At 61.8% G+C, this 24621-nt stretch carries 22 protein-coding genes; 14 read left to right on the forward strand and 8 right to left on the reverse strand.

Annotated features, from left to right (window positions below; all coding sequences use genetic code 11):
* Window positions 1-129: 129 nt before the first annotated feature.
* Window positions 130-468 carry a hypothetical protein gene (locus tag PQU92_RS07760; protein WP_272747647.1) on the reverse strand — a complete coding sequence of 113 codons (339 nt, stop codon included), beginning with the start codon at window positions 466-468 and terminating at the stop codon, window positions 130-132.
* Between the two features lie 197 nt (window positions 469-665).
* Here PQU92_RS07760 and PQU92_RS07765 point away from each other — a divergent pair, with 197 nt between their 5' ends.
* The 3 genes from PQU92_RS07765 to PQU92_RS07775 all read left to right on the forward strand — a co-directional run bounded on the left by PQU92_RS07765 (window position 666) and on the right by PQU92_RS07775 (window position 2338).
* Window positions 666-815, forward strand: coding sequence for a hypothetical protein (locus PQU92_RS07765; protein WP_272747648.1), 150 nt, complete (start codon window positions 666-668; stop codon window positions 813-815).
* Window positions 816-1125: 310 nt separating this feature from the next.
* Entirely contained in the window at window positions 1126-1626 is a 501-nt protein-coding gene (locus PQU92_RS07770; protein WP_272747649.1) for a hypothetical protein, read from the forward strand.
* Window positions 1627-1843: 217 nt separating this feature from the next.
* Window positions 1844-2338 (forward strand): winged helix-turn-helix transcriptional regulator, encoded by a 495-nt coding sequence (locus tag PQU92_RS07775; protein WP_272747650.1) that lies wholly within the window; start codon window positions 1844-1846, stop codon window positions 2336-2338.
* Between the two features lie 45 nt (window positions 2339-2383).
* Here the strand turns inward: PQU92_RS07775 and mnmA are convergent, their stop codons facing one another.
* The 3 genes from mnmA to flgK form a co-directional block, all read right to left on the reverse strand.
* A complete protein-coding gene (gene mnmA / locus PQU92_RS07780) occupies window positions 2384-3580 on the reverse strand; it encodes a tRNA 2-thiouridine(34) synthase MnmA (protein WP_272747651.1) in 1197 nt (398 codons plus the stop codon).
* A gap of 441 nt (window positions 3581-4021) precedes the next feature.
* Complete coding sequence (locus tag PQU92_RS07785) at window positions 4022-4939, reverse strand: flagellin (protein ID WP_272747652.1); 918 nt, start codon at window positions 4937-4939, stop codon at window positions 4022-4024.
* Between the two features lie 10 nt (window positions 4940-4949).
* Complete coding sequence (gene flgK / locus PQU92_RS07790) at window positions 4950-7073, reverse strand: flagellar hook-associated protein FlgK (RefSeq protein ID WP_272747653.1); 2124 nt, start codon at window positions 7071-7073, stop codon at window positions 4950-4952.
* A gap of 463 nt (window positions 7074-7536) precedes the next feature.
* Here flgK and PQU92_RS18865 point away from each other — a divergent pair, with 463 nt between their 5' ends.
* The 9 genes from PQU92_RS18865 to flbD all read left to right on the forward strand — a co-directional run bounded on the left by PQU92_RS18865 (window position 7537) and on the right by flbD (window position 17144).
* Window positions 7537-9132 (forward strand): flagellar hook-length control protein FliK, encoded by a 1596-nt coding sequence (locus PQU92_RS18865; protein ID WP_272747654.1) that lies wholly within the window; start codon window positions 7537-7539, stop codon window positions 9130-9132.
* Window positions 9133-9141: 9 nt separating this feature from the next.
* Window positions 9142-9828, forward strand: coding sequence for a flagellar hook assembly protein FlgD (locus PQU92_RS07800; protein WP_272747655.1), 687 nt, complete (start codon window positions 9142-9144; stop codon window positions 9826-9828).
* A gap of 58 nt (window positions 9829-9886) precedes the next feature.
* Window positions 9887-11302 carry a flagellar hook protein FlgE gene (locus PQU92_RS07805; protein WP_272747656.1) on the forward strand — a complete coding sequence of 472 codons (1416 nt, stop codon included), beginning with the start codon at window positions 9887-9889 and terminating at the stop codon, window positions 11300-11302.
* Window positions 11303-11469: 167 nt separating this feature from the next.
* Entirely contained in the window at window positions 11470-11751 is a 282-nt protein-coding gene (sciP, locus tag PQU92_RS07810; protein WP_023460953.1) for a CtrA inhibitor SciP, read from the forward strand.
* A gap of 252 nt (window positions 11752-12003) precedes the next feature.
* Window positions 12004-13635, forward strand: coding sequence for a flagellar basal-body MS-ring/collar protein FliF (fliF, locus tag PQU92_RS07815; protein WP_272747657.1), 1632 nt, complete (start codon window positions 12004-12006; stop codon window positions 13633-13635).
* Window positions 13636-13647: 12 nt separating this feature from the next.
* On the forward strand, window positions 13648-14667 hold the full coding sequence (gene fliG / locus PQU92_RS07820) for a flagellar motor switch protein FliG (RefSeq protein WP_272747658.1): 1020 nt from the start codon (window positions 13648-13650) through the stop codon (window positions 14665-14667).
* Window positions 14668-14762: 95 nt separating this feature from the next.
* A complete protein-coding gene (locus PQU92_RS07825; RefSeq protein WP_272747659.1) occupies window positions 14763-15407 on the forward strand; it encodes a FliH/SctL family protein in 645 nt (214 codons plus the stop codon).
* A 21-nt stretch (window positions 15408-15428) separates the two neighbouring features.
* Entirely contained in the window at window positions 15429-15761 is a 333-nt protein-coding gene (gene fliN, locus PQU92_RS07830; protein ID WP_438263815.1) for a flagellar motor switch protein FliN, read from the forward strand.
* A 12-nt stretch (window positions 15762-15773) separates the two neighbouring features.
* A complete protein-coding gene (flbD, locus tag PQU92_RS07835; protein ID WP_272747660.1) occupies window positions 15774-17144 on the forward strand; it encodes a sigma-54-dependent transcriptional regulator FlbD in 1371 nt (456 codons plus the stop codon).
* Window positions 17145-17373: 229 nt separating this feature from the next.
* Here the strand turns inward: flbD and PQU92_RS07840 are convergent, their stop codons facing one another.
* A complete protein-coding gene (locus PQU92_RS07840; protein WP_272747661.1) occupies window positions 17374-18819 on the reverse strand; it encodes a Gfo/Idh/MocA family protein in 1446 nt (481 codons plus the stop codon).
* Between the two features lie 173 nt (window positions 18820-18992).
* Here PQU92_RS07840 and flhA point away from each other — a divergent pair, with 173 nt between their 5' ends.
* Together flhA and PQU92_RS07850 are read left to right on the forward strand one after the other, a co-directional pair.
* On the forward strand, window positions 18993-21107 hold the full coding sequence (gene flhA, locus PQU92_RS07845) for a flagellar biosynthesis protein FlhA (protein WP_272747662.1): 2115 nt from the start codon (window positions 18993-18995) through the stop codon (window positions 21105-21107).
* A 102-nt stretch (window positions 21108-21209) separates the two neighbouring features.
* Complete coding sequence (locus PQU92_RS07850) at window positions 21210-21710, forward strand: DUF4282 domain-containing protein (RefSeq protein ID WP_272747663.1); 501 nt, start codon at window positions 21210-21212, stop codon at window positions 21708-21710.
* Here PQU92_RS07850 and PQU92_RS07855 read toward each other — a convergent pair.
* The 3 genes from PQU92_RS07855 to fliI are packed head-to-tail and all read right to left on the reverse strand — an operon-like array spanning window position 21707 to window position 24537.
* Window positions 21707-22753 carry an endo-1,4-beta-xylanase gene (locus PQU92_RS07855; protein ID WP_272747664.1) on the reverse strand — a complete coding sequence of 349 codons (1047 nt, stop codon included), beginning with the start codon at window positions 22751-22753 and terminating at the stop codon, window positions 21707-21709. The genes PQU92_RS07850 and PQU92_RS07855 overlap by 4 nt on opposite strands.
* A 3-nt stretch (window positions 22754-22756) precedes the next feature.
* Complete coding sequence (locus PQU92_RS07860) at window positions 22757-23170, reverse strand: flagellar export protein FliJ (protein ID WP_272747665.1); 414 nt, start codon at window positions 23168-23170, stop codon at window positions 22757-22759.
* A 35-nt stretch (window positions 23171-23205) separates the two neighbouring features.
* Entirely contained in the window at window positions 23206-24537 is a 1332-nt protein-coding gene (gene fliI / locus PQU92_RS07865; protein ID WP_272747666.1) for a flagellar protein export ATPase FliI, read from the reverse strand.
* Between the last annotated feature and the right edge of the window lie 84 nt (window positions 24538-24621).

Genomic DNA, 24621 nt, shown 5'->3' on the forward strand with positions numbered 1-24621 from the left:
AGCGCAGGCCCCCACCACCACATCTCAGGGCTTACGCCCTTCGTGCGGTCCCATCGCTTGCGAAAGCTATACTTTCGCGGCGCTATACCCCGGTACACCGGGGAGGTATAAAAACGGTGCGTCAAAAATTCACTCGCCGTATTCGTCGTCGCAGACCATGCCCTTACCTTCCATGCCGTTCCATTCGATGACGAAGCCTTTTGACATCATCTTTTGATCGATGCTGGCCTTGACCTGTGTGGCACTGTGCTTGGTGAGTTCCGTGTAGCGTTTAAAGGCCCGTTCGCGCGCCTTGATCATCCACGCATCGGGCGACTGCCGGGCATGAAGATAATCGTAGGTGGCCAGACAGATTAAGGCGAACTCGGTCTCTTTGGCAATTTCCGCCTTGGAGGGCGGGACCGGTGTTTTGGAAGTTTGGGCGTTTGCGGAAAAAGAAATAACCGTCAGGCAGGCCGCGAAGGTCAAACACCGTATGATCATGACGTCTATCTCATTTACCATTGAAAGCGGTAGAATGGGGGGATCAAACGCGTGTCACAACCCGCATTCGGGGGGGAGGCGTCTCCCGAAAACTTTATCGCCTGTGACGAAATAGTCGGTTGCCAATCCGATATTGCGAGTTATTCTCATTAAATCGGAGTGTTCGGCAACGGAGTCGTCTCATGATCCTGCTCAGCCTGGGGGTTCAGTCCCTGACCCAGCGTCTCAATGCCGACCGGGTGCGGGTGACACCTGTCCGCGATACCGGACGTTTCGCCTCAAAAGAGAACAGTGCTCAGATCGGTTCTCCGATAGCGGACAATCATCGCTAAAACATGTCCCGATCCGAATGTTTCGAGACATGTTTTAGGATTTTCTTTTGTCGCGCATTTGATTCCAAAAACCGCCAAGAAAGTATTTTGGCACTTTTTGGAATGCGCTCTGATTTTGACGCATCTGACAAAGATGTGAATTGGCTAATCCATTCAAACCGCTATTCGGTTAACGAAAGCGCTTTACCGGCGTTAACCTTTGTGGCAGTGGTGGCATAGAACCTGCATTAAGACAGGGTGAGCGGCTTTGCCTGTATGATTGCAGGACAAAAAAGTCGCCAACGTCAAAAAGCGACATAGGAAACGACGGATGTTTAAGGGTTTGGTTCAGGCTGCGGCTGTGGTGTCTCTTCTGTTCGGCGCGGGTACCGTGTCGGCGGCGGAACTGAAGGCTGATGTCGTGAAGGCCCCCTATGCCGGTCTGGCTGCGCCCCTGAAAGGCGACTTCGATGGCGATGGCCGTCAGGACGACGTCTGGTTCAGCCAGGACGACGATGCCCGTCAGAGCGTCTATATCCGCCTCAATCGCGAAGATGCCGCCGAAGATATCAAGGTGATGAGCCTCGACGCCAAGCTGACGCCACAGGCCCAGCGCGCCGCGGCGGCGGAATACAAGATCGATTGCGGTGCCTTTTCGGATAATTGTAGCGAAGGCGTCCGCCTGAGCACCGATGGCCTGATCCTCTCGCTGGATGAAGGCATGACGGTTCTGATCCACTGGACCGGCAAGGGTTTCGATCAGGACTTCATCCGCAGCGACGATGTGCGCCTGAGCCGCGCGGTCGCCACCCTGTTTGCGTTGAATCCGTAGTCATAGCGGTTACGAAAATACACCTTTCGTTAGCCGTGTTCCTTAGGTCTTCGTAAAGAGAAGGCCTATTAAGTCTTGCATCCAGTAGGATGTTGCGACGCAATATCAGTGTTTTTCCAATAGGTTCCAGCGTACCCGACGGCCCGTTTTCCGGTGTCCGGCGCTTGGGCTTTGTGCGGAGTGGCGCTGTCGCGACGTATAAGAAAAGAAAGACTTCATGGGACGTTCGGCCGACTATTCCAAGGAAAAATGCGCCATTGCCGCCTCGGTGGATCTGGTGGGGGAGCCGTGGACCCTGCTGATTATCCGCAATGCCTTCATGGGACATAGCCGCTTCGAGCAATGGCAAAAGAGCCTTGGCGTGGCGCGCAACGTACTGGCGGCCAGACTGAAACGGCTGGTGGCACTGGATATCATGCGCGCCGAAGCCTATAGCCAGCGGCCCCTGCGCTATGAATACGTTCTAACGCCGAAGGGGCAGGGGCTGCTGGGCGTGATCATGGCGCTCTACAGCTGGGGTCGCGAGCACGTCTATGAGTCCGAGGCCGTCATCGAAATGGCCCATGATGACTGTGCGCACGATCTGCACACGACGGCGCACTGCACCCATTGCGACGCGACCCTGACGCCGCAGAATGTGCTCAAGCTGAAGTTTCACGACGAGGCCCTGACGCTGGCCGAGCTTTATGAGAAGAAGGGTATCGTTCTCTAAGCGCACGCCAAAAAGTGTGCAGCGGTTTTTGGATTAAGTGCGCGACTATAAAAATGCGTGGGTGCGCTCGATAAAGCCGCCGCCCAGCACGCGGTCGTCATCTTCCGGATCGTACAGCACGCAGGCCTGACCGGGAGCGACACCTTCTTCGCCATCGCCGAAGATGACGCGGATTTGAGCGCCTTCGAGTGCCAGATGTGCGGCGACCGGCGGGCGGGTCGAGCGGACGCGTGCCAGCACCGGGCGGTGGTTTTGCGCCGCCTCGATCAGGCTGTCCTCGTCGCCGAGCCAGTTGGTTTCCTTCAGATCGAGCGCCCGCGTCAAAAGCGCTTCGCGCGGCCCGACATAGACCCGGCGCGTCGCGGCATCGAGCTTGATGACGAACAAAGGTTCACCGACGGCGACGTTGAGGCCGCGGCGCTGACCGATGGTATAGCCGGTAATGCCGTCGTGACGCCCCAGCACACGCCCGTCCAGATGGACGATTTCGCCGGCTTCGCGGCCCTGTGGGCGCAGACGGTCGATGAGCGTCGTGTACTTGCCTTCGGGCACGAAACAGATGTCCTGACTGTCCGGTTTGGCGGCGATGCTCAGGCCCAGTTGGCGGGCGATGTCGCGCACCTGCGGCTTGGGGATACCGGCCAGCGGAAAGCGCAGGAAATCGAGCTGATCGCGCGTCGTCGCGAACAGGAAATAGGACTGATCGCGACTCTTATCTATCGCGCGGCGCATCTCGACGCGGTTGCCGGTATCCGCGCGCTCAACGTAGTGGCCGGTGGCCATGGCTTCGGCGCCCAGATCGCGGGCGACGTCGAGCAGGTCGCGGAACTTGACCGTCTGATTGCAGCGGATGCACGGCACCGGGGTTTCACCGCGCAGATAAGAGTCGGCAAATTCCTCGATAACCGAGTCCTTGAAGCGGCTCTCGTAATCGAGGACGTAGTGACTGATGCCGATCTTTTCGGCGGCGACGCGGGCGTCGTGGATGTCCTGACCGGCACAGCAGGCCCCGGTTTTCTTGAGCGCCTGACCGTGGTCGTAGAGTTGCAGCGTAACGCCCACGACTTCGTAACCGGCAGCGTGCAGCAGGGCGGCGGCCACGGTGGAATCGACGCCGCCGGACATGGCCGCGACGACGCGCGCGCCGATAGGCAGGCCGACGCTTTGCCGCACGGCCTCGATCGCCGAACCGAGGTCGGCGGTATCGAAGGCAGGAATGGGGCAGGCTATCGGAGCGTTCATGAGCGGGTAAATAAGCTTTTTAGAGCCAAAAGAGTAGGGGGTGGCGTGAAACTATTTAAATCATTCCTCCCTGGCTATGCCGAGGAGCCGGGCTGCCGGTGCCGGGGACCGCTTTGCGAAGCAAAGGGGTGGTGGGGCATCTTGCTTACTAAGATTCCACGTCTTCTATAGAAAGTAAGCAAGAACCCCCACCACCACATCTCACTCACTGCGTTCGCTCGTGCGGTCCCCCTCCCCAGCAAGCTGGGGAGGTATAAAATCAACAAAGGCTCCGCCTTACGACGGAGCCTTTTTGCTTTTGCATCCCGAATGGGCGGTTCGTGACCTAGGACGTGAACTGCCGACATTCCGATGGCCCCACACGGGGTCTTTTCATGTGGATTAACCACACATCTATCTTACGCCTTACGGGTACGGCGCGAAACTCACATTCCGGTGACTCTACCGCAGCAGATCGAGCAAGGACGTGCTGCGCAGGTTCGAGACGACCTGCGCCGAGGCCTGAACGGCCAGTTGGGCCTGTTCCAGTCGCGTATAGGCTTCGGCCATGTTGACGTCGGTCTTGTCTGAAATCAGGTTTTCCAGACTTGAGGCCTGGGATTCCAGCGACGTCATCGTATTGTCGACGCGGTTCTGGAACGTGCCGTTGAGCGCGGTGGCGTCGATCATCTTGTCGTAGGCGGCACCGAGCTTGGTCGCCATGTCCTGCATGAAGGTTTGCTGGGCTTCGGTCATCTTGCCGGTCATCGGCTGATTGGCGTCGGCGAACTGCTTGATCTGACGGAACAGGTCGGCGGCTTCACCGCCCAGATCGCTGGCCAGCATACCGGTTTGCAGGGTGGTCGTGCCGTCGATCTTCGACGTCTTCTTCACCGTGCCGTTGGCAAAGGCCGTCGCCGAGGTCGTGGCCGCCAGCTCGTCGAGATTGTTGGCCGCCAGAGGCAGGGTATCCTCGCGCCCGCCGCTGAACAGGTACGAGCCCTGATGCTTGTAGTTGATCCCGTCGGCAAAGGCCATGTAGCTCGATTGCAGGGTGGTCATCAGCGAGTCGAGGCTGTCGGTGGCGATGGCGTTCTGGATGCCTTCCTTGGCCGTCATGATGCCGTCGCTGGCGCGTTCCAGCGCCACGTTCTGGCTGTCGAGGCGGTCGGAAACGCTCTTGGCGACTTCGGTATAGCCGTTGGTGCGGGTGAGCGACGACTGATAGGCGGCGATGACTTCGGACGAGCGCCCGTAACCGCCGAGGTCCGACGCGATCTTCTGCGACGAGACCTGATTATTGGCCTCGTTCTGACGGTTCTGCGCCTGCATCAGGTTGGAAAGCGCGTTGTTCCAGATCTGTCCGGTCGAGATACGCATGACCTTGTCCTTAAATTAGATTGAGCAGGACGTCGTACATGTCCTTCGCTGCCTGGATCAGGCGCGAAGAGGCGCTGTAGGCCTGCTGGAAGGTGGTCAGATTGACCAGCTCTTCATCGAGATTGACGCCTTCGGTGGCGCTGCGGCGGGCGGTGGTTTCGGATGACAGGGCCTGAGCGCCCTCCATCCGGCTCTTGGCGGTCGAGGCGAGCGTGCCGACCTGACCGGCGAGGTCGGCGGCGTAACGCGTCAGGCTCGATGTGCCCCCGGCGTTGTAACCGGCCTTCTGGAAGGTGACGCTGGCCGAACCGATGGCGGCCATGGCCTGACCGCCGGTGCCGTCGCCCGACACAAGCGCCGGGCTTCCGGCGGCGGCGTTGAGATTGACCTTGGCGAGCGACAGGCGGTCGAGATTGCTGAGCACCGTCGGGTTGACGGTGAGGCCGCCCGCGCGTTCCGCCGCGGCACCGCCGAGGCCGAAAAAATCGCTGAACGAGGCGCCGCCGGTCCCGAGGCGGGCGGTGGTGTCGTCACCGATATTGAGCGTATTGGCCGGATTGCCAAAACCCTTGAACGACAAAGCGCCGGTCGACGGATTGAGCGAGAAGGTGCCGTATCGCCCCAGCCCGTTCGTCGAATCGTTCAGCGTATTGACCAGATCGGTCATGGTGCCGCCGGCGGGGAAGGCGACATCGACATTGGTCAGCTTCTTGCCGTCGCCGCTGGCCAGCTGGAAGCCGACCGTGCCGCTGTCGAACCCGTGCGAAGAGGTGGGCGTCAGGCCGGTATTGTAGTCGAGTGCCGCCGGCGACGTGATAATGTCGTTGAGGCCGAAATAGTGCGAGAACCCCTTGCCCAGCTTGGCCGAGCCCGTGGTGGCGTCGTCAGCCACGGCGACCCCGTAGCCCGCGCCCGCCGACAGGCTGAGCTTGCCGCCGGTAAAGCTGACCGAACCGTAGGCCCCCAGCGCACCGCTGACGTCGCTTTCGAAACTGGCAGCGGAAAACGGCGCGGCGGCCCCGCCGTCGACCGACATCTGCATGGTCGAGAAGTCGAGCTGGACTTCGCGGGCGATCGTGCCGTCTGCGTTGGCGATGACGATATTGGTCGTGCCGGTAAAGCCGTTCAGGGCTTCGGGCAGGGTCTGGCTCAGGGCTTTCCCGGTCAGCGACGAGGGCGCAGGCACGGCGGTGGCGGCGTTATGCGCGGCGTTCAGCTTGTCGGCATAGACCGACATATATTCCGACAGCTGATCGGCGACGGCGGTGGAATCCTTGTCGCGCACGTCCAGAAGCCCGCGCAGTTCGCCCGACCCGACGTGGTCGGCAAAGTCACGCTTTTCACCGTTCGGGCCGGTGACGATGATCGAATTGAAGCTGCTTTCGGCGGTGACGGGGTTGGTCGGCGTATAGCTGAGCGAGGCCTGCTGATCCCCGGCCAGCACCATGCCCGACGTCGTGCGCACCGTGACGCCGCCATTGGGGTTGGTGGTGACCTGAACGTCGATCAGCTTGGACAACTGGTCGATATAGGTCGACTGGCTGGTCTGGGCGCCGCTGGCGTCGCCGCCGGAAATATTGGCCTGAGAAATGGTCGGATTGAGGTCCGAAATATTCTTGATCAGTTCGTTGATCGACTTGACCGCCGTCGCGATGCGGCCATCGGCGCTGGCGCGGACCGACTGGATTTCGTCCGAAATGCGTGCCCCTTCGTCGAGGAAGCTTTTCAGCGACGAGACGACCTCCTGACGCGCGGCGCTGGAATTGGTGCTTTCCGCGGCTGTGGCGATGGCGCTCAGGGTCTGGTCGCCAAGATTGAACAGGCCGTTCTTGTTCGTGATGTCGCCGAACTGCGACTGGATCTGGTCGAACATCTCATAGAAGACCTCGGCCTGCGACGTGGCCGAGGTGGCTTTCAGCGAGGCCGATTGCAGGTACTTGTCCGCCGCCAGCGTGACCTGGGTCGCGGTGACGCCCGCGCCCTTGCCGCCGAGGATCTGGGCGGCCTGACCGCCGATCTTGCGGATATAGCCCGGCGTATTGACGTTCGAAATATTGTCCGACACGACCTTGAGCTGGCTTTGCGCCGTCATCAGGCCGGACACGCCGATATTGAGGATGGAATTGAGCGACATGACTAAACCTTCGCCTCCGTTCTGGAGGCTTCGCTGCCGTGTTTAGGCAAGCCTTGCCCGCAAACCGGCAAAATTTGCCCGTTCTTTGGGAATGTGTCAAAAAATTTACTCATATTTTTCATTGACTTAAGGTTTTGCCATGGGCGGGTTTGTATAAAGACTGATCGCAGAGGTTCAAATACGGTGCCACAGGCCGAAGAGGTGCCGGAATGTTTCGGGCCGGACATCCGCCAGGCCGGGTTTTGGCGGCACCCGGCAAGTTTGAACCGGCGGTTTAGGGGCCGTCCCGGCAAATTTCACCCGGCAGGAAAATAAAAACTCAATAAATACAGTGGAGTGATCTGTGGCACGGGGTTTGCGAAGGTGACGTGACGATCTGTGGGCGCAAAAGGCGTTCACCCAGACCCCGGCCTGAAGCTGTCGCGAAACGCGCCCTCACGCCCCGTTCGTTGTGACCCCGCCTGTGACTGCCTTCCTTGCTCAGACTGCCGCGATCAGTGCCGCCCGCGTCCTGCCTCAGGACGGTGGTGCCGTCGTGCGTGCGGGGGACGGGGCATTCGGGCATATTCTGGCGGGGCTGGTATCCGGTGTCGATGCCTCGACCGAAACGGCCAGTGTCCAGTCCGCCAACCCCCGGCCTGAAGGCCTCGCGGGCAATGGTCAGGCTGTTGTGAATACCGCGTGGCAGGCCCAAACCATCGACGCTCCGCTACCCACCGAAGAGACTGAAACGCCCGTCACTAATATGGCCGAGGCGCTGCCTCAGGGGCTGCCGGGCGATGAGCCGCTGCCGAATCCTCAGGGAACGCTCAAGGCCGGCGATGCGACGATTGAAGTTGCGTCCGGGACTACGGTCGAAAACGTCCGCCTTATGCCGTCGCCCCGGATCGAGCGGACTTATACCGCCGATAGCGCATCGCAGGTCAAAGACGAACCCGAGGCAAGAGCCGTTTCTGAAACGGCCGACAAGGACACGTCGGAAACCGATATCGAGACCACGGTCGCCGTGAAAGCCGACACGTTCGTCGCACCGGTGATCATGCCGGAGACGGTTAGACCCGCTGAGATCAAACCTGTGGCGGTAGATGCGTCGGTTCAGGCAGCGGATATCGGATCGGTCAACCCGAACACCGCGGACCTTAAGACCACCAACGCTCAGATGGCGCTGGCCTCGGCCTTCGAGGGTCTGGAGAATGCGTCCGACGCCGATGCGCCCACGCTCGATGAGCGGGCGGTGGAAGGCAAACGGGCGTCGTCGAAGGTACGCGGCAAGGAGACGAACACTGCCGAAGCCGTCGGTGACAATGACGTTAAGGCTAAGGCGGCGATCACCCGGGACGGGGCGTCCGCGGATCGCCTGACCAGCCTGCTCACCACACTGTCTTCGGGCCTGGTCTCTGGTCTGGCCTCTGGTCTGGCGGCGGAGGCGGCTCCGCCATCCCTGGCTCCGGCCTCGTTTCAGCCGCAGGTCGTCAGCGATATGGGCCTGAAGCTCACCGCCGCGCCACACGCCCAATCCACGGCGCAAACCTATTCGCCCCAAAACGCGTCGACTTCTCAATTGGCACAGCACACGATCGAGAATATCGCCGCCCTGAGCGCCCAGATCACGCGCAAGGTCGGTCAGAAAACGACGACCTTCGATATGGAACTGCGTCCCACCGATATGGGCCGCGTCGAGGTGAAGCTTGAGATCGGTGCCGATGGCAAGCTGTCGGCGGCGCTGAATTTCGACAGCCCGATGACAGAGAGCCAGTTCCGCGACCGTCAGGACGATCTGCGCCGCCAGCTGGAGCAGGCCGGGTTTCAGCTTGAGGACGGCGCCCTGAGTTTCTCGTCGCGCGAGCAGGGGGGCCGCCGCCGCGAACAGCCTGAGGCTGAAACCTCGCCCATCGTGGCCGTCGAGGCCGCAAACGATACCAACACCCTGATCGGCGCGCAAATGCACGCGCAGTCTTTGGCCGATCATATCCCGCAAGACACGTTTCTGAACGGAGTCGGTCTCATGGGCGGCCTTTATGGCGGCGCGCAGACCCTTTCGCTCAGCGTACTGGTTTAGGAGCTACCCATGGTTACCGCCGTCAGCAATTCGACGACCACCACTTCCACCACTGGGACGACCACGGATACGTCGACGACCAGCGCCAGCTCGCTGGCCACGACCTATGAAACCTTCCTCGGTCTGCTCACGGCGCAGATCAAGAACCAGGATCCCCTCTCGCCGATGGATTCGACCGAATGGACGAACCAGCTGGTGCAGTATTCCAGCGTCGAGCAGCAGCTCAAGTCGAACGAATATCTGAAAGCCCTCGTGGGCCTCGGTTCGGGCAGCATCGCCAATTCGGTCAATATGATCGGCAAGACGGCGATCGCCGACATCGACACCCAGTCCTACACCGATCAGCCGCTCACCTGGCATTACGAACTGGCCTCGACCGCGTCGAGCGTGCAGGCCGAAATCCTCGATGCCGACGGCAATACGATCTGGAAGGGCGACGCATCGTCCATGACCAAGGGTGACAACAGCTTCACCTGGGACGGCAAGGATTCGTCCGGCAAGACCGTGTCCGAAGGCAATTACACGCTGAAAATCACCGCTACCAATTCATCGGGTGCCACCATCGCCAACGCCATTTCGGTGCAGGCCCCCGTGACTTCGACAGAACTGATCGACGGAGAAATCGTCCTCAAGATGGCGCAATCGCTTATCGCCCTCAGTTCCATCTCCGGCGTCAAGGAAACGACTGACGCTTAACCCGATCCCTCTCCTCATCCCTGTTCCCCCCCTTTTCCGCATTTATGGAGCCTAAAACATGTCTGGTCTGAATGCTGCCATGCAAGCCGGTGTGTCCGGTCTCGCCGCTTTCTCCACGTCCCTCTCGGCCATCTCGAACAACATCGCCAACGTCAACACCACCGCTTACAAGCGCGTGCGCACCGACTTTCAGGCCATCGTGACGGCCTCCTCGACGCCGACCGGCTATAATGCCGGCGGGGTCATCGCCACGACGCGTCATATGATCTCGCAACTGGGCACCCTGCAAAAGGCCGCCACCGACCTCGATCTCGGCATCGACGGTCAGGGCTTCTTCGTCACCACCCAGACCGCCGACGCCACCGCGCAGGACACGCACCTGTTCACCCGCGACGGCTCGTTCTCGCCGGACAAGCAGGGCTATCTGCGCAACTCCGCCGGTCTTTATCTTCAGGGCTGGCCCATCGCGGCGGGCGGCAGCGCGGTTCAGTCGGCGGCGGACCTTAGCCAGCTGACCGCCATCAATGTCGATCAGATCGCCGCGGCGGTCGAAGCCACGACCTTTGCCGGGGTCAGCGGCAACCTCAACGCCAACCAGACCGTATCGAACAACGCCGCCCGCTATGCCGCCGATCCGACGACCTATCCGATGTCGAAATACGACGCCTCGACGGTCAATACGACGGTAGCCACGGGTCCGGACTACGAAATCAGCATTCCCGTGTCCGACTCGCTGGGCGGCGAACGCACCCTGACCATGTCGATGATCAAGCTGGCGCCCGACGCCACGGCGACCCCGCCGATCGCCGACAACACCTGGGCCTACGAAGTCTGGTCCGACGACGTCGATCAGGGCGCGCCGGTCGACAATATCGTCACCTCGGGCCGACTGGTCTTCAATTCGTCGGGCAAGCTGGAATCGATCACCCAGGGCGGCGTGACGCAGGTCGACGCCAATGGCGACCCGGTCACCAATTTCAAGTTCAATGTCGACTGGAAGGATTCCATCGGGGTCGCCGATCAGGAAATCACCCTCGACTTCAACAATGCTGCCACCCAGCTGACGCAGCTCAATGCCGCCTCGACCAGCCGTGTCGATCCGAACGGCACGCCCTTCTCCGGCGTCGATCAGATCAAGATCTCCGACAGCGGCATGGTCACCGCCGTCTTCAAGAACGGTTCGACCCGCGACATCGCGCAACTGGCTCTGGCGACCTTCGTCAATGCCGACGGCCTGACCCCGGTGTCGGGCAATGCCTATACCGTCTCCAACACCTCCGGGCCCTTCACGCTCAAGGTGCCGGGCGTTTCGGGCTCGGGCCTGCTCAGCGTCGGCACGCTCGAAGCCTCAGGCGTCGACCTGTCCGAAGAGTTCACCAATCTGATCACCACGCAACGGGCCTATTCGGCCAATTCCAAGACGATTACTACTGCGGATGAGATGTTGCAGGAACTTCTTCAGATTAAGCGTTAAGTATTAATCTGAATTAATTATGAATAACAGGCGTAAAGCATGATGAATGAGAGGTTAATATCCTGAACCGTTGTTATTAGTAATATATTTACTAAGGCAATTAAGTGGATGTTAGACTCCTGATGCTATCTTACCGTTATGTGATGGTAAGAGAGGCGTGAAGAATCATGCTGCAAGAACAGCGCCGCGATAGCAAAGGCGAAAAATACGTGATTGGACCTACGGGTGCGAAACTGACCCTGAACGACCTGCCGCCGCCGGGAACGGAGCGCTGGGTTATCCGCCGCAAGGCCGAGGTTGTCTCGGCGGTGCGCGGGGGGCTTCTGAGCTTTGACGAGGCGTGCGAACGTTACCGCATCACCTCGGAAGAATTCCTGGGCTGGCAAAAGGCGATCGACAGCCACGGCATGGCAGGTCTGCGGACGACGCGGATTCAGCAGTACCGTTAATAACGGTAAAGCCGGGGTGCGCCCGCACCCGAGCAACAGGAAACGACCTCAGGCCCTGCCCCGCGAAACTGCGGGCAGGGCCTGTGTGGTTTCAGGGGTCCGGTTCATGCCTCGACCTAGGCCCGAGCCGATCCTTTTGTTAACAAATTTACCCGTTTACCCTCCGTCTTAACGCGGCGTTTACGCTTCACTGGGAAATTACTGCCTAGTGAGCCGCGCACGACGCGCGGAAATTTGTGGGTAGTCGGGATCGTGGAGTTCCTTAAACAGTTCGGTCTGAGCCGTCTGGCCGTGATTATCGGCGTGTCGATCGGCGTTGCCGCCGTTCTGGCGGCGGTCTTCCTGAACATGGGCGGCAAGCCGCAGGCGCTGCTCTATTCCAATCTCGACCTCAAGGAAGCTTCCGAAATCACCGCCGCGCTCGATCAGGCGGGCATCAAGTACGAGGCCAAGGGCGACGGCTCGACCCTGATGGTGGATCGGGATTCTGTCGGCGAAACGCGTCTCATGCTCGCCTCGAAGGGCCTGCCGACCGCGGGCTCCGTCGGTTACGAGCTGTTCGACAACGCCCCGGCGCTGGGCCAGACCGAATTCGTACAGAACCTCAACAATCAGCGCGCCCTCGAAGGCGAGCTGGCGCGCACCATCTCCTCGCTGAAAGGTATCAATTCGGCGCGGGTGCATCTGGTCATGCCCAAGCGTGAACTGTTTCAGGACGAAGCCGCCGCACCGACCGCTTCGGTCGTGGTCGGGTTGTCGAACGGCGAACTGAGCGGCGATCAGGTCCGCGCCATCCGCAACCTTGTGGCGGGTGCCGTGCCGAACCTCAAGGCCAATGCCGTGACCCTGGTCGATGACAAGAATCGCCTGCTGGCCGCCGGTGGCGAAGACGACGCACTGTTGGGTGCCGGTGGGGCAGAGCGCAAGACCGAGATCGAGGAATCCCTGCGCAAGCGCGTCAAGGAAATCGTCGAAGGCGTGGTGGGTCCGGGTGCGGCGCGTGTCACGGTCACCGCCGAACTCGATCTCAACTCGATCACGCGCAAGCAGACCCAGTACGATCCGGACGGTCAGGTCGTCCGTTCGACCCGCACCAATTCCTCCGCTGACCGCGCCAACGAAGCGGCACCGGACGGCACGGTGACGGCGCAGTCGAACATCCCTGGTGGCGATCCGAATGCCGGAACGACCGCAACCGGCACCCAGAGCGAGACGACGGACGAACTGACCAACTACGAAATCTCCAACACCCAGACGACCGAGGTCGTGGCCCCGGGCGCGATCAAGAAGCTGGCTGTGGCGGTTGTGGTCGACGGGGTGTCTACGCCCGCGGCCGACGGCAAGTCGCCGGCCGCCTATGCCCCGCGTTCGGCCGAGGACATGCAGCGCCTCGATCAGCTGGTCAAGGCCGCCATCGGCTTCCAGCAGGATCGCGACACGGTCGAGGTGCTGAACGTTCGCTTCAACCGCGACGCCAATGCCGTCGGCGGCACCGAGGCGAAGGCGGGTATGTTCGATTTCACCAAGGACGACATCATGTCGGCGATCCAGTGGCTGATCCTCGCCATCGTGGCGATCCTCGTCCTGTTCTTCGTCGCGCGGCCCTTGCTCAAGTTCGTCAATGGCGGCGCGGCGGGCGGCGTAGCGGGTCTCAGCGGCCCCGGTGGTATGGGCGCGCTTCCGGCGGGGGCTGCGGCGGGAGCGCTCGGCTATAACGGCGAGCCGGGCACCGATCTGGCCATTTCCGCCGTCGATCCGCGCATCGACATTGCGAAAATCGAAGGTCAGGTGAAGGCGTCTTCGGTGAAGCGCGTGTCGGAATTCGTCGACCGTCACCCGGATGAATCGATCTCGATTCTCCGCGCGTGGCTGCACGATAACTAAGGTAGGCGTAGAATGGCCAAGAACATCATCGATGATCCCAAGCGACTGAGCGGGGTGGAAAAAGCCGCCGTGGTCATGCTGGCCCTCGGCGAAGACCATACCGAACTGTGGGCGCAGCTCGACGAGGAAGAGATCAAGGAAATCTCTCAGGCCATGTCGTCGCTGGGCTCGGTGTCGTCGGGCGTCGTCGAGGAGCTGCTGGTCGAATTCGTGTCGGGCATGTCGTCGTCGGGCACGATCATGGGCTCGTTCGAACAGACCCAGCGCCTGCTGCAATCCTTCCTGCCGGCGGATAAGGTCGACGCCCTGATGGAGGAAATCCGCGGTCCGGCGGGTCGGACCATGTGGGACAAGCTGGGCAACGTCAACGAGGCGGTGCTGGCGAACTACCTCAAGAACGAATACCCGCAGACGGTGGCCGTCGTCCTCAGCAAAATCAAGTCCGACCATGCGGCGCGCGTTTTGTCGTCCCTGCCCGAAGACTTCGCGCTGGAATGCGTGCAGCGGATGCTGCGCATGGAGCCGGTGCAGCGCGAAATCCTCGACAAGATCGAGCAGACCCTGCGCGTCGAGTTCATGTCAAACTTGGCGCGGACCTCGAAGCGCGACTCGCACGAGCTGATGGCGGAGATATTCAACAATTTCGACCGTCAGACCGAAAGCCGCTTCGTGGCCGCTCTGGAAGAGCGCAACCGCGAATCCGCCGAACGCATTCGCGCCCTGATGTTCGTCTTCGAGGATCTGTCGAAGCTCGATCCGGGCGGGGTGCAGACGCTTTTGCGCGCGGTCGAAAAGGACCAGCTCGGGCTGGCGCTCAAAGGCGCGTCGGACAGCTTGCGCGACATGTTCTTCTCCAACATGTCCGAGCGCGCGGCCAAGATCATGCGCGACGACATGGACTCGATGGGGCCGGTGCGTCTGAAAGACGTCGATGGCGCGCAGATGGCCATGGTGCAGGTCGCCAAGGACCTCGCGGCCAAGGGCGAGATCATGCTGGCCGGTCAGGGAGGCGATGATGAACTTATTTATTAAGATCAGCGACGCCGACAGGGCGCAAGCGCGCCTCGGCGACACTTCGCCGCCCTCGCGGAGGCCTTTGGCCGTGAGCGAAAAAATGGGAGGCGACGATGAACTCATCTACTAATCCCCCGCAGTACAAGAAATTCGACTTCGGCACGGTCTACGACACCGGCGGGCGCGTCACCGCGACCACCCCGAAGGAAAAGAAATTCTACACCCCCGAAGAGGTCGAGGCGATCCGTCAGCAGGCCCATACTCAGGGCGAATTGTCGGCCATGGCGCGCGCCCAGATGGCGCAGGCTCAGGCCGTGCAGGCCCTGGCCGAAGCCGCCGGGGTCGGGCTTGAGGCGCTGAATGGCGTGCTGGCCCAGCACAAGGAAGAATGCGTGCAACTGGCGCTGGTCTGCGCGCAGAAGATCGCCGCACAGGCGCTTGAGCTGTTCCCCGAAGCGCCGGTCAAGGCGGCTCTGGAGGCCTTGGGCGAGGAAATTTCCGGTGCGCCGCGTCTGGTCATCACCGCGTCGTCGCCCGACGCCAACCTGCAAAAGGCCGTGCGCGAAGCCGCCGCCCTGACCGGGTTTTCCGGCGCGATCGTGTTTCGCGACCAGCCGGGCGGACATCGCGGGGCTTTTGAAATTCAATGGCCGGAAGGCCGGGCGGCCTACGACCCGGACAAGGTTTTCGAGGCTTTGCGCGGCGCGCTCAAGGAAGTGCTGCTGGCGGAAGCCTATCACAAGCAAAAAGTCGGCTGATGCCGTTTGTAAGGATGCCTGATCATGGCTGACAATTTTGAACTGGAAGATTTTGGCGATGGCACCGCCGCCGCTGTGACCGATGAAGACGGCAACAAGTCCGCCGTCGATCTGGCCCCGGTCTTCGACGTGCCGGTGAACATCTCGGCGGTGCTGGGCAAGTCCTACATGTCGGTGTCGCAGTTGCTGAAGCTGGGGCAGGGCAGCGTGCTGGAGCTGGACCGCAAGGTCGGTGAGGCCATCGATATTTACGTGAACAACCGTCTGGTCGCCCGCGGCGAAGTGGTGGTGGTGGATGAACGTCTTGGGGTGACCATGACGGAAATCATCAAGTCCGAAGACAGTGCGGGTTAAGGGAGTAGAGACATGAGACTTTTAGTTGTTGGACGACTGAGCGGTCAGCTCTCTGCGGCGGTGAAGATGGCGATGGATACGGGCGCCAAAGTCGCCCACGTCGACACGATCGCTCAGGCCACCGAAGCCCTGCGCAAAGGGCAGGGCGCGGACCTGCTGATGGTCGATTACGAGCTGGATATCGCGGGCCTGATCGAGGCCAATGAGCGCGAGCGCATCCACGTGCAGATCGTCGCTTGCGGCGTCAATCCCGATCCGCGCAAGGCCGCCTATGCCATTTCGCAAGGTGCCAAGGAATTCATCCCGCTGCCGCCCGATGCCGAACTGATCGCCGCCGTTCTGGCCGCCGTGTCGGACGATTCGCGCCCGCTGGTCACCCACGACCCGGCCATGCAGGCGGTGCTGAAACTGGCCGATCAGGTGGCGGGCTCCGACGCCTCGATCATGATCACCGGCGAAAGCGGCGTCGGTAAGGAAGTCATGGCGCGCTACCTGCACGAAAAGTCGAAGCGCGCGCAAAAGCCGTTCATCTCGGTCAACTGCGCCGCCATCCCCGATAACTTGCTGGAATCGGAACTGTTCGGCCACGAAAAGGGCGCCTTCACCGGGGCCATGGCGCGCCGTGTGGGCAAGTTCGAAGAGGCCGACGGCGGTACCCTGCTGCTCGACGAAATCTCGGAAATGGACGCCCGCCTGCAGGCCAAGCTGTTGCGCGCCCTTCAGGAACGCGTCATCGACCGCGTCGGCGGCACCAAGCCCGTGCCGGTCAATATCCGGGTGCTGGCGACCTCGAACCGCAATCTGGCGCAGGCCGTTAAGGAGGGCGTCTTCCGCGAAGACCTGCTCTATCGCCTCAACGTCATCAATCTGGCCATTCCGCCGTTGCGTGAGCGTCCGGCGGATATCCTCGCCCTGTCGGAATTCTTCGCCAAGAAGTACGCCGAAGCCAACGGAATCCCGCTCAAGCCGATCTCGACCGAGGCCAAGCGCCGCCTTCAGGCCCACGGCTGGCCCGGCAATGTGCGGGAGCTTGAAAACGCCATGCACCGCGCCGTCCTGCTGTCGCCGGGGGCCGAGGTCGATGCCGAGGCCATCCGCCTGCCGGACGGTCAGCCGCTCAATCCGGTCGCGCCGATCGGTATGGACTATATCAACCACGCCGCTCAGGCCTCGATCAGCGCCGCGCGCACCTTTGTCGGCTCGACGGTGGCCGAGGTCGAGCAGAAGCTGATCCTCGACACATTGTCGCACTGCCTCGGTAACCGGACCCACGCCGCCAATATCCTCGGCATCTCGATCCGGACCCTGCGTAACAAGCTGAACGAATATTCGGCGGCGGGTTTGAGTGTGCCCGCACCGCAATCGGGGGCTTCAGCCGCTTAAATGTGAGCGATTGACCTTCGTCCAATCACACCTCCCTGCGTTTGCGCGGGGAGGGGGACCATTTGCAGAGCAAATGGTGGTGGGGTGCCTTGCGGAGATTCAGCGGTGACAGTCTAAGTAAGTAAGAAACCCCACCATCACATCTCACCGCTACGCGGTTCGTGCGGTCCCCCTCCCGGCATATCCAGGGAGGTATAAATGTTCAGGGTGCAGGGGCCGTGCCCCTGCTTTACCCTTTCACCGGCATGGGCACAGGGCCATCGTGCCCCGGCATGGCGGGCATCCGGGGTGTGTCCAGCCCACTGACCAGGCTGTCGATACGTACCGGCTGGCCGGTTTCGAAACAGCGATTGGCGGCCACGCCGATCAGGATCGAGGCCGCGCCGCCCCGTTCGTCCGCCGCTCGCATCAGCGGATCGGCAGGCGCCGCCGGATTGAACAGATCGTTCAGCATCACCGCATCGCCGCCGCCATGCGCGCCCTCTCCGGTGCGCAGAGGGATGGTCTGCGCCGCCTGACGCAGCGGGATGAGGCGGATGACGCCGCGCTCGGTTTCGCTTTGCGGCGCGCCCGATCCGGCGGTGGTCGCCTGTTCGTTGAGCGTATGCTCCAGACGTCCCTTGGTGCCGTTGAAGGCGATATTATAGCCTTCCCAGGCATTGAAGGCATTGAGGCTGTAGTTCAGGGTCGCGCCGTTGCCATAGCTGACCGTGACGTTCATCGTATCCTCGATATTGATATCGGGACGCCAGACGCAGCGATCGCGGAAATAGCCGTCGTATTTCTCATTGTCGAGATAGAGCGCCTTCAGGCCGGCATCGGCGGCGAGGTCAAGATGGAAGCTGCACGCCGCCTTTTCCGGACAGGTCAGGCACCGCTCGTGCGGTCCCGACAACCCCATCCGGCGAGCCATCTGCGGGGTATAGAAATCGCGCTTGCCGACCGCCGTGACCGAGACCGGCATGTCGGACAGCCACCAGTTGACGAGGTCGAAATGGTGCGTCGCCTTATGCACCATCAGCCCGCCGGATATGGCTTTGTTGGAATGCCAGCGGCGGAAATAATCGGCGCCGTGCGAGGTGTTGAGCAGCCATTGGAAATCGACCGACAGGATATCGCCGATCACGCCGCTCATCAGCAACTCCTTGATCTGACTGCGGAAGGGCGCATAGCGATAGTTGAAGGTGACGCGGATGTGGCGGCCGGTACGTTTGACGGCATCGAGAATTTTCTGGGCCTTGGCGGCGTCCGTCGTCATCGGCTTTTCCGTCACGACATCCAGCCCGGCCTCCAGCGCCTTCAGGATATAGTCGACGTGATAGGCGTCCGGCGTGGTGACGATGACCGCATCGGGCTTGGTTTCGCGCACCATCTTGTCGAAATCGTTAGCCAGATAGACGCCGGGGACGGGCGCGCCCGCGCTTTTGGCCCGGGCGGCGACATAGGCCAGGCGGCCCGGATTGGTGTCGCAGACGGCAACCAGCTGATTGTGGTCCTTGTGCGCGCCCCAGATCGCCGACTGAAACATGCGGGCGCGGCTGCCGCAACCGACGAGGGCGTAGCGTTTGCGCGTATCGGCAGCCCGGGTTTTCGTTGCCGTGGTAGCCAGTAAACCGGCGGCGGCACCGGACAGCACGGCCCGGCGACCCGGACCTTTGGCGGGTTCATGTGACATGGGGTTTCCTCGGTATATTTTATGGTTGGCTATTACATACCGCCGAATCCGCCATCTGACCACAGCCTCTTCTTAACCGGCCTTAACCCTTTCTTCACCACGCTATAGGTAAATTTTGCCTAACACCCGAAGTGTGTCTTTGGGCGAAGTGTGCATAGGTTCGGAGAGCGTTCTTGGCTGAGGCGGCAGCGGCAAATTCGGGCATGGCCCCTTTCAGGCTGTCCGACATTCAGGGCTGGCTGAAGCGTGGCGAAGTCGTCATGGCCGTCGGCGTCATGATGATCATCGTCTTCCTGATCATCCCGATTCCGTCGGTTTTGCTCGACGTCCTCCTGTCGATCTCGATCGCCTCGTCGGTCCTGATCCTGATGACCTCGATCCTGATCCAGAAGCCGCTGGAATTTTCGGCCTTTCCGACCGTTCTGCTGATCACCACCCTGTTCCGGCTGGCGCTCAATGTCGCCTCGACGCGCCTGATCCTCAGCCACGGTCACGAAGGTCACGCCGCTGCCGGTGCGACGATTCAGGCCTTCGGCAACCTGATCATGCAGGGCAATTTCATCATCGGGCTGATCGTGTTCGCGATCTTCATCCTGATCAACTTCGTGGTCATCACCAAGGGTTCTGGCCGCATTGCCGAAGTGGCGGCGCGCTTCACCCTCGATTCCATGCCCGGCAAGCAGATGGCCATCGACGCCGACCTGTCGGCGGGCATCATCGACATGGATGAGGCCAAGCGGAAACGCAAAGAGGTCGAGCAGGAATCGAGCTTCTTCGGCGCCATGGACGGTGCCTCGAAATTCGTGCGCGGCGACGCGGTCGCGGGCCTGATCATTACCGCCATCAATATCATCGGCGGCATCCTGATCGGTATCCTGAACCATCAGATGCCCGCGGGCGAAGCGGCCTCGACCTATATCCAGCTCACCGTCGGCGACGGCCTGGTGACGCAGATTCCGGCCCTGATCATCTCGATGGGTGCGGGTTTTCTGGTGTCCAAGGCCGGTGTCGACGGCTCTGCCGACAAGGCGCTGGTGGCGCAGCTGGCGACCAACCCGGTCGTGCTGGGCATGGTTTCGGCCTCCGCGGGCGTGCTGGGTCTGGTGCCGGGGATGCCGATCCTGCCGTTCGCGGTGATCGCCATCGGGGCCGGGTTTCTGGCGTGGCGGCTGGGGCGAAAGCCGAAGCCGCCGACCCCCGCCGAAGTCGCCGCCGCTCAGGCCGCCGCAACGGCTGCCGCGGCTCCGCCCGAAGAAGAAACCATGGCCGCGACTCTGGCCATCGATGACGTCAAGGTCGAGTTGGGGCTCGGCCTTCTGGGCCTGATCAACGACAACGAAGGCCGCAAACTGACCGATCAGATCAAGGCGCTGCGCCGGACTCTGGCGCAGGAATACGGCTTCGTCATGCCGTTCGTGCGCCTGATGGACAATATGCGTCTGGCCCATCAGGGCTATACAATCCGCCTCAAGGAGATGGAAGCCGGGGCGGGCGAGGTGCGTCTGGGCCACCTGATGGCGATGGACCCGTCGGGCCGTCAGGTCGAACTGCCGGGCGAGCACATGAAGGAACCGGCCTTCGGCATCCCGGCGACGTGGATCGACAACGCCCTGCGCGAAGAAGCGACCTTCATGGGCTATACCATCGTCGATCCGGCGACCGTCATCACCACGCACCTGACCGAACTGCTCAAGGACAATATGTCCGAACTGCTGTCCTATTCCGAGGTCGCCAAGCTGCTGAAAGAGGCCCCCGAAGGCCAGAAGAAGCTGATCGACGATCTGATCCCGTCGGTGGTCACCGTGGCGACGCTACAGCGCGTCCTGCAGGCGCTGCTGAAAGAGCGCGTCTCGATCCGCGACCTGCCCGCCATCCTCGAAGGCCTCGGCGAAATCGCCCCGCACACCAAGTCGGTCACCCATATGGTCGAACACGTGCGCGGGCGTCTGGGGCGGCAACTGTGCTGGCAGAACCGCTCCGAAGACGGGGCCCTGCCGATCGTCACCCTGTCGAACGACTGGGAAAACGCCTTTGCCGGGTCGCTGGTCGGGGCGGGCGAAGAGCGGCAATTGTCGATGGCGCCGTCGCAGCTTCAGGACTTCATCCGCGCCGTACGTGACACCTTCGAGCGCGTCTCGATGAATGGCGAGGTCGCGGTGCTTTTGACCAGCCCCGGCATCCGGCCCTATGTGCGCTCGATCGTCGAGCGCTTCCGCGGCAATACGACGGTGATGAGCCAGAACGAAATCCACGCCAAGGTGCGCCTGCGGACCGTGGGGCAGGTATAATGCCTCTTATGTCAGCGCCGATTCTCGGCTATCACTTGACAAGGCATGGGGTTTTCCGGCTTTAGGACGGAAAAGTATCAGCGTTTTTAAGGACGGGACATCATGGGCGGCCTCATCAAGACAGCGTTCGGCAGCAGCAAGCCTAAGGACATCTTTCACGGTATCCTGACCTTCGACCGCCTGCTGACCAAGCCGGTCATCCACCTGATCTACTGGGCCGGGCTGGCGCTATTGGTGCTGGGCCTGTTTGCCGTCGTCGGCGGTACTTTCGGGATCGCCTTCAAGGAAGAAATGCCGTGGGGCCTGTTCCTGGCCCTGCCGTTCCTGATCGGCGGGCTGGTGTTCCTGCTGGCGGCGCTGCTGCTGTGGCGCTCGTTCTGCGAGCTTTATGTGGCGCTGTTCCGTATTGCCGAAGACCTGCGGTTCCTGCGCACCGCCGCCGAACAGGGGCAGGGCGCATTGGCGCCTGCACCGGTCGCGGCGAACCCGACGTTCCAGACGCCCGCGCCGGACACGACGGGCACGCACCTGTCAGCGGATGACGCCAAGGTCGGTGATGCGCTGGATAACCCGTTCTTTCCGGGCCGTCGTATAGTCGATTAACGAAGCGCCTTTACAAAGGCCTGCCCCAGCGGCTTGAGCGCACCGGTGTCATCGAACAGCAGAGGTTCGTCGGCCAGCAAACCCTTCTGGCTCCGATTATACCACGAATCCTTGTCGCGCAGGCCCCAGATGGTGATGCCGTACTGCTGCGCCACAGGCAGAGACAACCACGCCTCGGCCAGTTCCTCGATCTGACGGATCTGCTGCGCGCGGTAACTCTTGAAATCGAATGCGTTTTTCGCGGCCTCTTTCAGGCTGACATCGACCTCGGACACATGGATTTTCAGCCCCGTCGCCGCCAGATCGCGCAGGGTCGCCTTCAGCGCCCCCGGCTCCAGCGCCGCCGAAATATGGGTCTGCGTCCCCAGCACATGCAACGGCACGCCGCGCTTTTGCATATCGTCGACCAGTTTCAGAAACTGACGCCGCTTGGCCGGGGTGTGTTCGAGATTATAGTCGTTGAGCACCAGCGGGCAGGCCGGATCGGCCCCATGCGCGGCGTGATAGGCAATGTCGATATAGTAATCGCCCAGAACGTCGCGCCACAGGCAATTACGCAAACCCGATCCGTCGTCGAGGATCGGTTCATTGACCACGTCCCAGCCGTCGACCTGGCCTGTATAGCGCCCGACGACGGCCTGCACATAGGCGCGATAGGCGGCCTCGAAGCGCGCCTTGTCACTGCGCAAATTCTGGAAATAGGCCCCGTCCTGCGCGTACCACACGAGCGCGTGCCCGAAGATACCCTGACGGTTCAGCTTGGCCTGACGCAACAGGCGATCCGGCGCCTCGAACCGGTGCGAACCGTCGGATTGAAGAATATATTCCATCTTCATTTCCCATTCCGGCGTCAGGCGGTCGAAATGGGTGGCGGTCAGGGCCTGCCACTGCGGATCGGCAAACTCCGCCGTCATGGCGGCGACGCCCAACGGCGCGGTCAGGAAAGATTTGAGAGGGGCGGCGTCTGTGGTGGCCGCTTCGCCGGTACAGGACGACAGGATCGCCGCCGACAATCCGGTAAGGGCGGCGCGTCTGTCGATCATGGTTTATCCGGCCTTTTTAAACCGCAGGGCCGCTTCGTCCATGGCGGCGTTTTCGCGCTTGAGATCGGCGGCGACGCGCGACAGGCGGGTGACTTCGGCCACGTGCTCGAACTTCTTCAGTTCTTCGAACGCGCCGGTCAGTTCGTCGCGGATACCGGCTTCTTCGTGGGCGACCAGTTCCAGATCGGAGACCGCCTGCTGACGGCGCATCGCCCAGCCCGCCTTATAGGCCGGCATGTGCTGGGTGATCAGGATGTCTTCGGAGGCGCGGGCGATTTCGAGTTGAAGCTCGGCATCGAGCGTGGCGATCTTCATTTCGGCGTGGGTGCGACGGACGCCGACCTCGGCCAAGCGCTTCTGCAGGGTCTCGACCTCGAAGGTCGAAATACGGATCAGAGACTTTACCCACTTGGCCATGACGCTCACCTAACTTTTGCCACGCTAAACGCGCGTTAATCAGAAGCTAAAATCTGAGCCAAAAGAGTAAAGGAGTCGTCAAGACTGGTCGCCTCATCGGGGGATTGCGTTAAAAATTCCTCGATGTGAGGATTGAGATCGATGGCGCGGTCGACCAACGGATCGGCCCCGGCGCGATAGGCCCCGATGCGGATCAGTTCTTCCATGTTGGAATAGGCCGACATGACCGCGCGGGCATTTTTGACGACGCCGCGTTCGGGGATGGTCTGGCATCCCGGCATGGTCCGGCTGATGCTTTTCAGCACGTCGATGGCCGGGAAGCGCCCGCGTTCGGCGATGTTGCGGCTCATGACGATGTGACCGTCGAGAATACCGCGCACGGCGTCGGCGATGGGCTCGTTATGATCGTCACCATCGACCAGCACGGTGAACAGGCCGGTGATCGGCCCGGTCTGCGTCCCGTCGGGCAGGATCGGCCCCGGCCCGGCGCGCTCCAGCAGCTTCGGCAGTTCGGCAAAGCAGGTGGGGGTATAGCCCTTGGTCGTCGGGGGTTCGCCGGTGGCCAGACCGATCTCGCGCTGAGCCATGGCGAAACGCGTCACCGAGTCCATCAGGCACAGGACTTCCAGGCCCTGATCGCGCAGATATTCCGACAGGGCCAGCGTCATATAGGCGGCCTGACGGCGTTTGAGGGCGGGCTCGTCCGAGGTCGCGACGACGACGATGGCGCGCGCGATCCCGGCTTCACCGAGGGTTTCTTCGACGAATTCGCGGACTTCGCGGCCGCGTTCACCGATCAGCCCGACCACGACCGCGTCGCAAGCCGCTTCGCGCGCCAGCATCGACAGCAGCACCGACTTGCCGACGCCAGACCCGGCAAACACCCCAAGGCGCTGCCCGCGGCAGCAGGTGGTAAAGACGTTCATCGCCCGGACGCCGAGGTCGAGCCGCTCACCGACGCGGGCGCGCGAATGGGCGGGCGGCGGCGCGGCCTTGAGCGGGTAACCGATCCCGCCCTTGGGCAGCGGGCCCAGACCGTCGATGGGGTCGCCGAACGAGTCGATGATCCGCCCCAGCCACGCCGTGGTCGGATAGACCTTAGCCCCTTCGTTCGAGATGCGGATTTCGGCCCCCGGCGCCACGCCTTCGACGGGGCCGAACGGCATCATCAGGGCGCGGTCTTCGCGGAAGCCGACGACCTCGACGGGGAGGGGGGCGTCGTGACGGCGCAGGATTTCGCAGCGGGAGCCTACCTCCATGAACGACATGCCGCCCTTGGCTTCGATGAGGAGGCCGTTGACGACGGCCACGCGGCCAAAGACCTGCATGGGCTCGATATCGGCGGCGGTTTTGAGAAGGTCCTGCATGGCCGCCATTATGGTGAACGACGGCTTAAGAAAGGTTAACGAGGTAAGCGTTTTCGTGTCTTGTCAAATGTCTTGCTTAGGCGC

It is taken from the genome of Asticcacaulis aquaticus (assembly GCF_028550415.1).
In the GTDB taxonomy this organism is placed as follows: domain Bacteria; phylum Pseudomonadota; class Alphaproteobacteria; order Caulobacterales; family Caulobacteraceae; genus Asticcacaulis; species Asticcacaulis aquaticus.

Excerpts from the sequence above, each read along its gene's own strand:
- flgK (WP_272747653.1), bottom strand. The coding sequence starts at position 7,073 with ATGTCGCTCAATTCCATCCTCAATATCGGCGTGTCCGGCCTGATGACG.
- fliI (WP_272747666.1), bottom strand. The coding sequence starts at position 24,537 with ATGCAGGACCTTCTCAAAACCGCCGCCGATATCGAGCCCATGCAGGTC.
- PQU92_RS07805 (WP_272747656.1), top strand. The coding sequence starts at position 9,887 with ATGTCTGGTCTGAATGCTGCCATGCAAGCCGGTGTGTCCGGTCTCGCC.
- PQU92_RS07785 (WP_272747652.1), bottom strand. The coding sequence starts at position 4,939 with ATGCGTATCTCGACCGGACAGATCTGGAACAACGCGCTTTCCAACCTG.
- PQU92_RS07770 (WP_272747649.1), top strand. The coding sequence starts at position 1,126 with ATGTTTAAGGGTTTGGTTCAGGCTGCGGCTGTGGTGTCTCTTCTGTTC.
- PQU92_RS07800 (WP_272747655.1), top strand. The coding sequence starts at position 9,142 with ATGGTTACCGCCGTCAGCAATTCGACGACCACCACTTCCACCACTGGG.
- flbD (WP_272747660.1), top strand. The coding sequence starts at position 15,774 with ATGAGACTTTTAGTTGTTGGACGACTGAGCGGTCAGCTCTCTGCGGCG.
- PQU92_RS07775 (WP_272747650.1), top strand. The coding sequence starts at position 1,844 with ATGGGACGTTCGGCCGACTATTCCAAGGAAAAATGCGCCATTGCCGCC.
- PQU92_RS07840 (WP_272747661.1), bottom strand. The coding sequence starts at position 18,819 with ATGTCACATGAACCCGCCAAAGGTCCGGGTCGCCGGGCCGTGCTGTCC.
- PQU92_RS07855 (WP_272747664.1), bottom strand. The coding sequence starts at position 22,753 with ATGATCGACAGACGCGCCGCCCTTACCGGATTGTCGGCGGCGATCCTG.
- PQU92_RS07850 (WP_272747663.1), top strand. The coding sequence starts at position 21,210 with ATGGGCGGCCTCATCAAGACAGCGTTCGGCAGCAGCAAGCCTAAGGAC.
- PQU92_RS07765 (WP_272747648.1), top strand. The coding sequence starts at position 666 with ATGATCCTGCTCAGCCTGGGGGTTCAGTCCCTGACCCAGCGTCTCAAT.
- mnmA (WP_272747651.1), bottom strand. The coding sequence starts at position 3,580 with ATGAACGCTCCGATAGCCTGCCCCATTCCTGCCTTCGATACCGCCGAC.
- sciP (WP_023460953.1), top strand. The coding sequence starts at position 11,470 with ATGCTGCAAGAACAGCGCCGCGATAGCAAAGGCGAAAAATACGTGATT.
- fliG (WP_272747658.1), top strand. The coding sequence starts at position 13,648 with ATGGCCAAGAACATCATCGATGATCCCAAGCGACTGAGCGGGGTGGAA.
- PQU92_RS07860 (WP_272747665.1), bottom strand. The coding sequence starts at position 23,170 with ATGGCCAAGTGGGTAAAGTCTCTGATCCGTATTTCGACCTTCGAGGTC.
- PQU92_RS07825 (WP_272747659.1), top strand. The coding sequence starts at position 14,763 with ATGAACTCATCTACTAATCCCCCGCAGTACAAGAAATTCGACTTCGGC.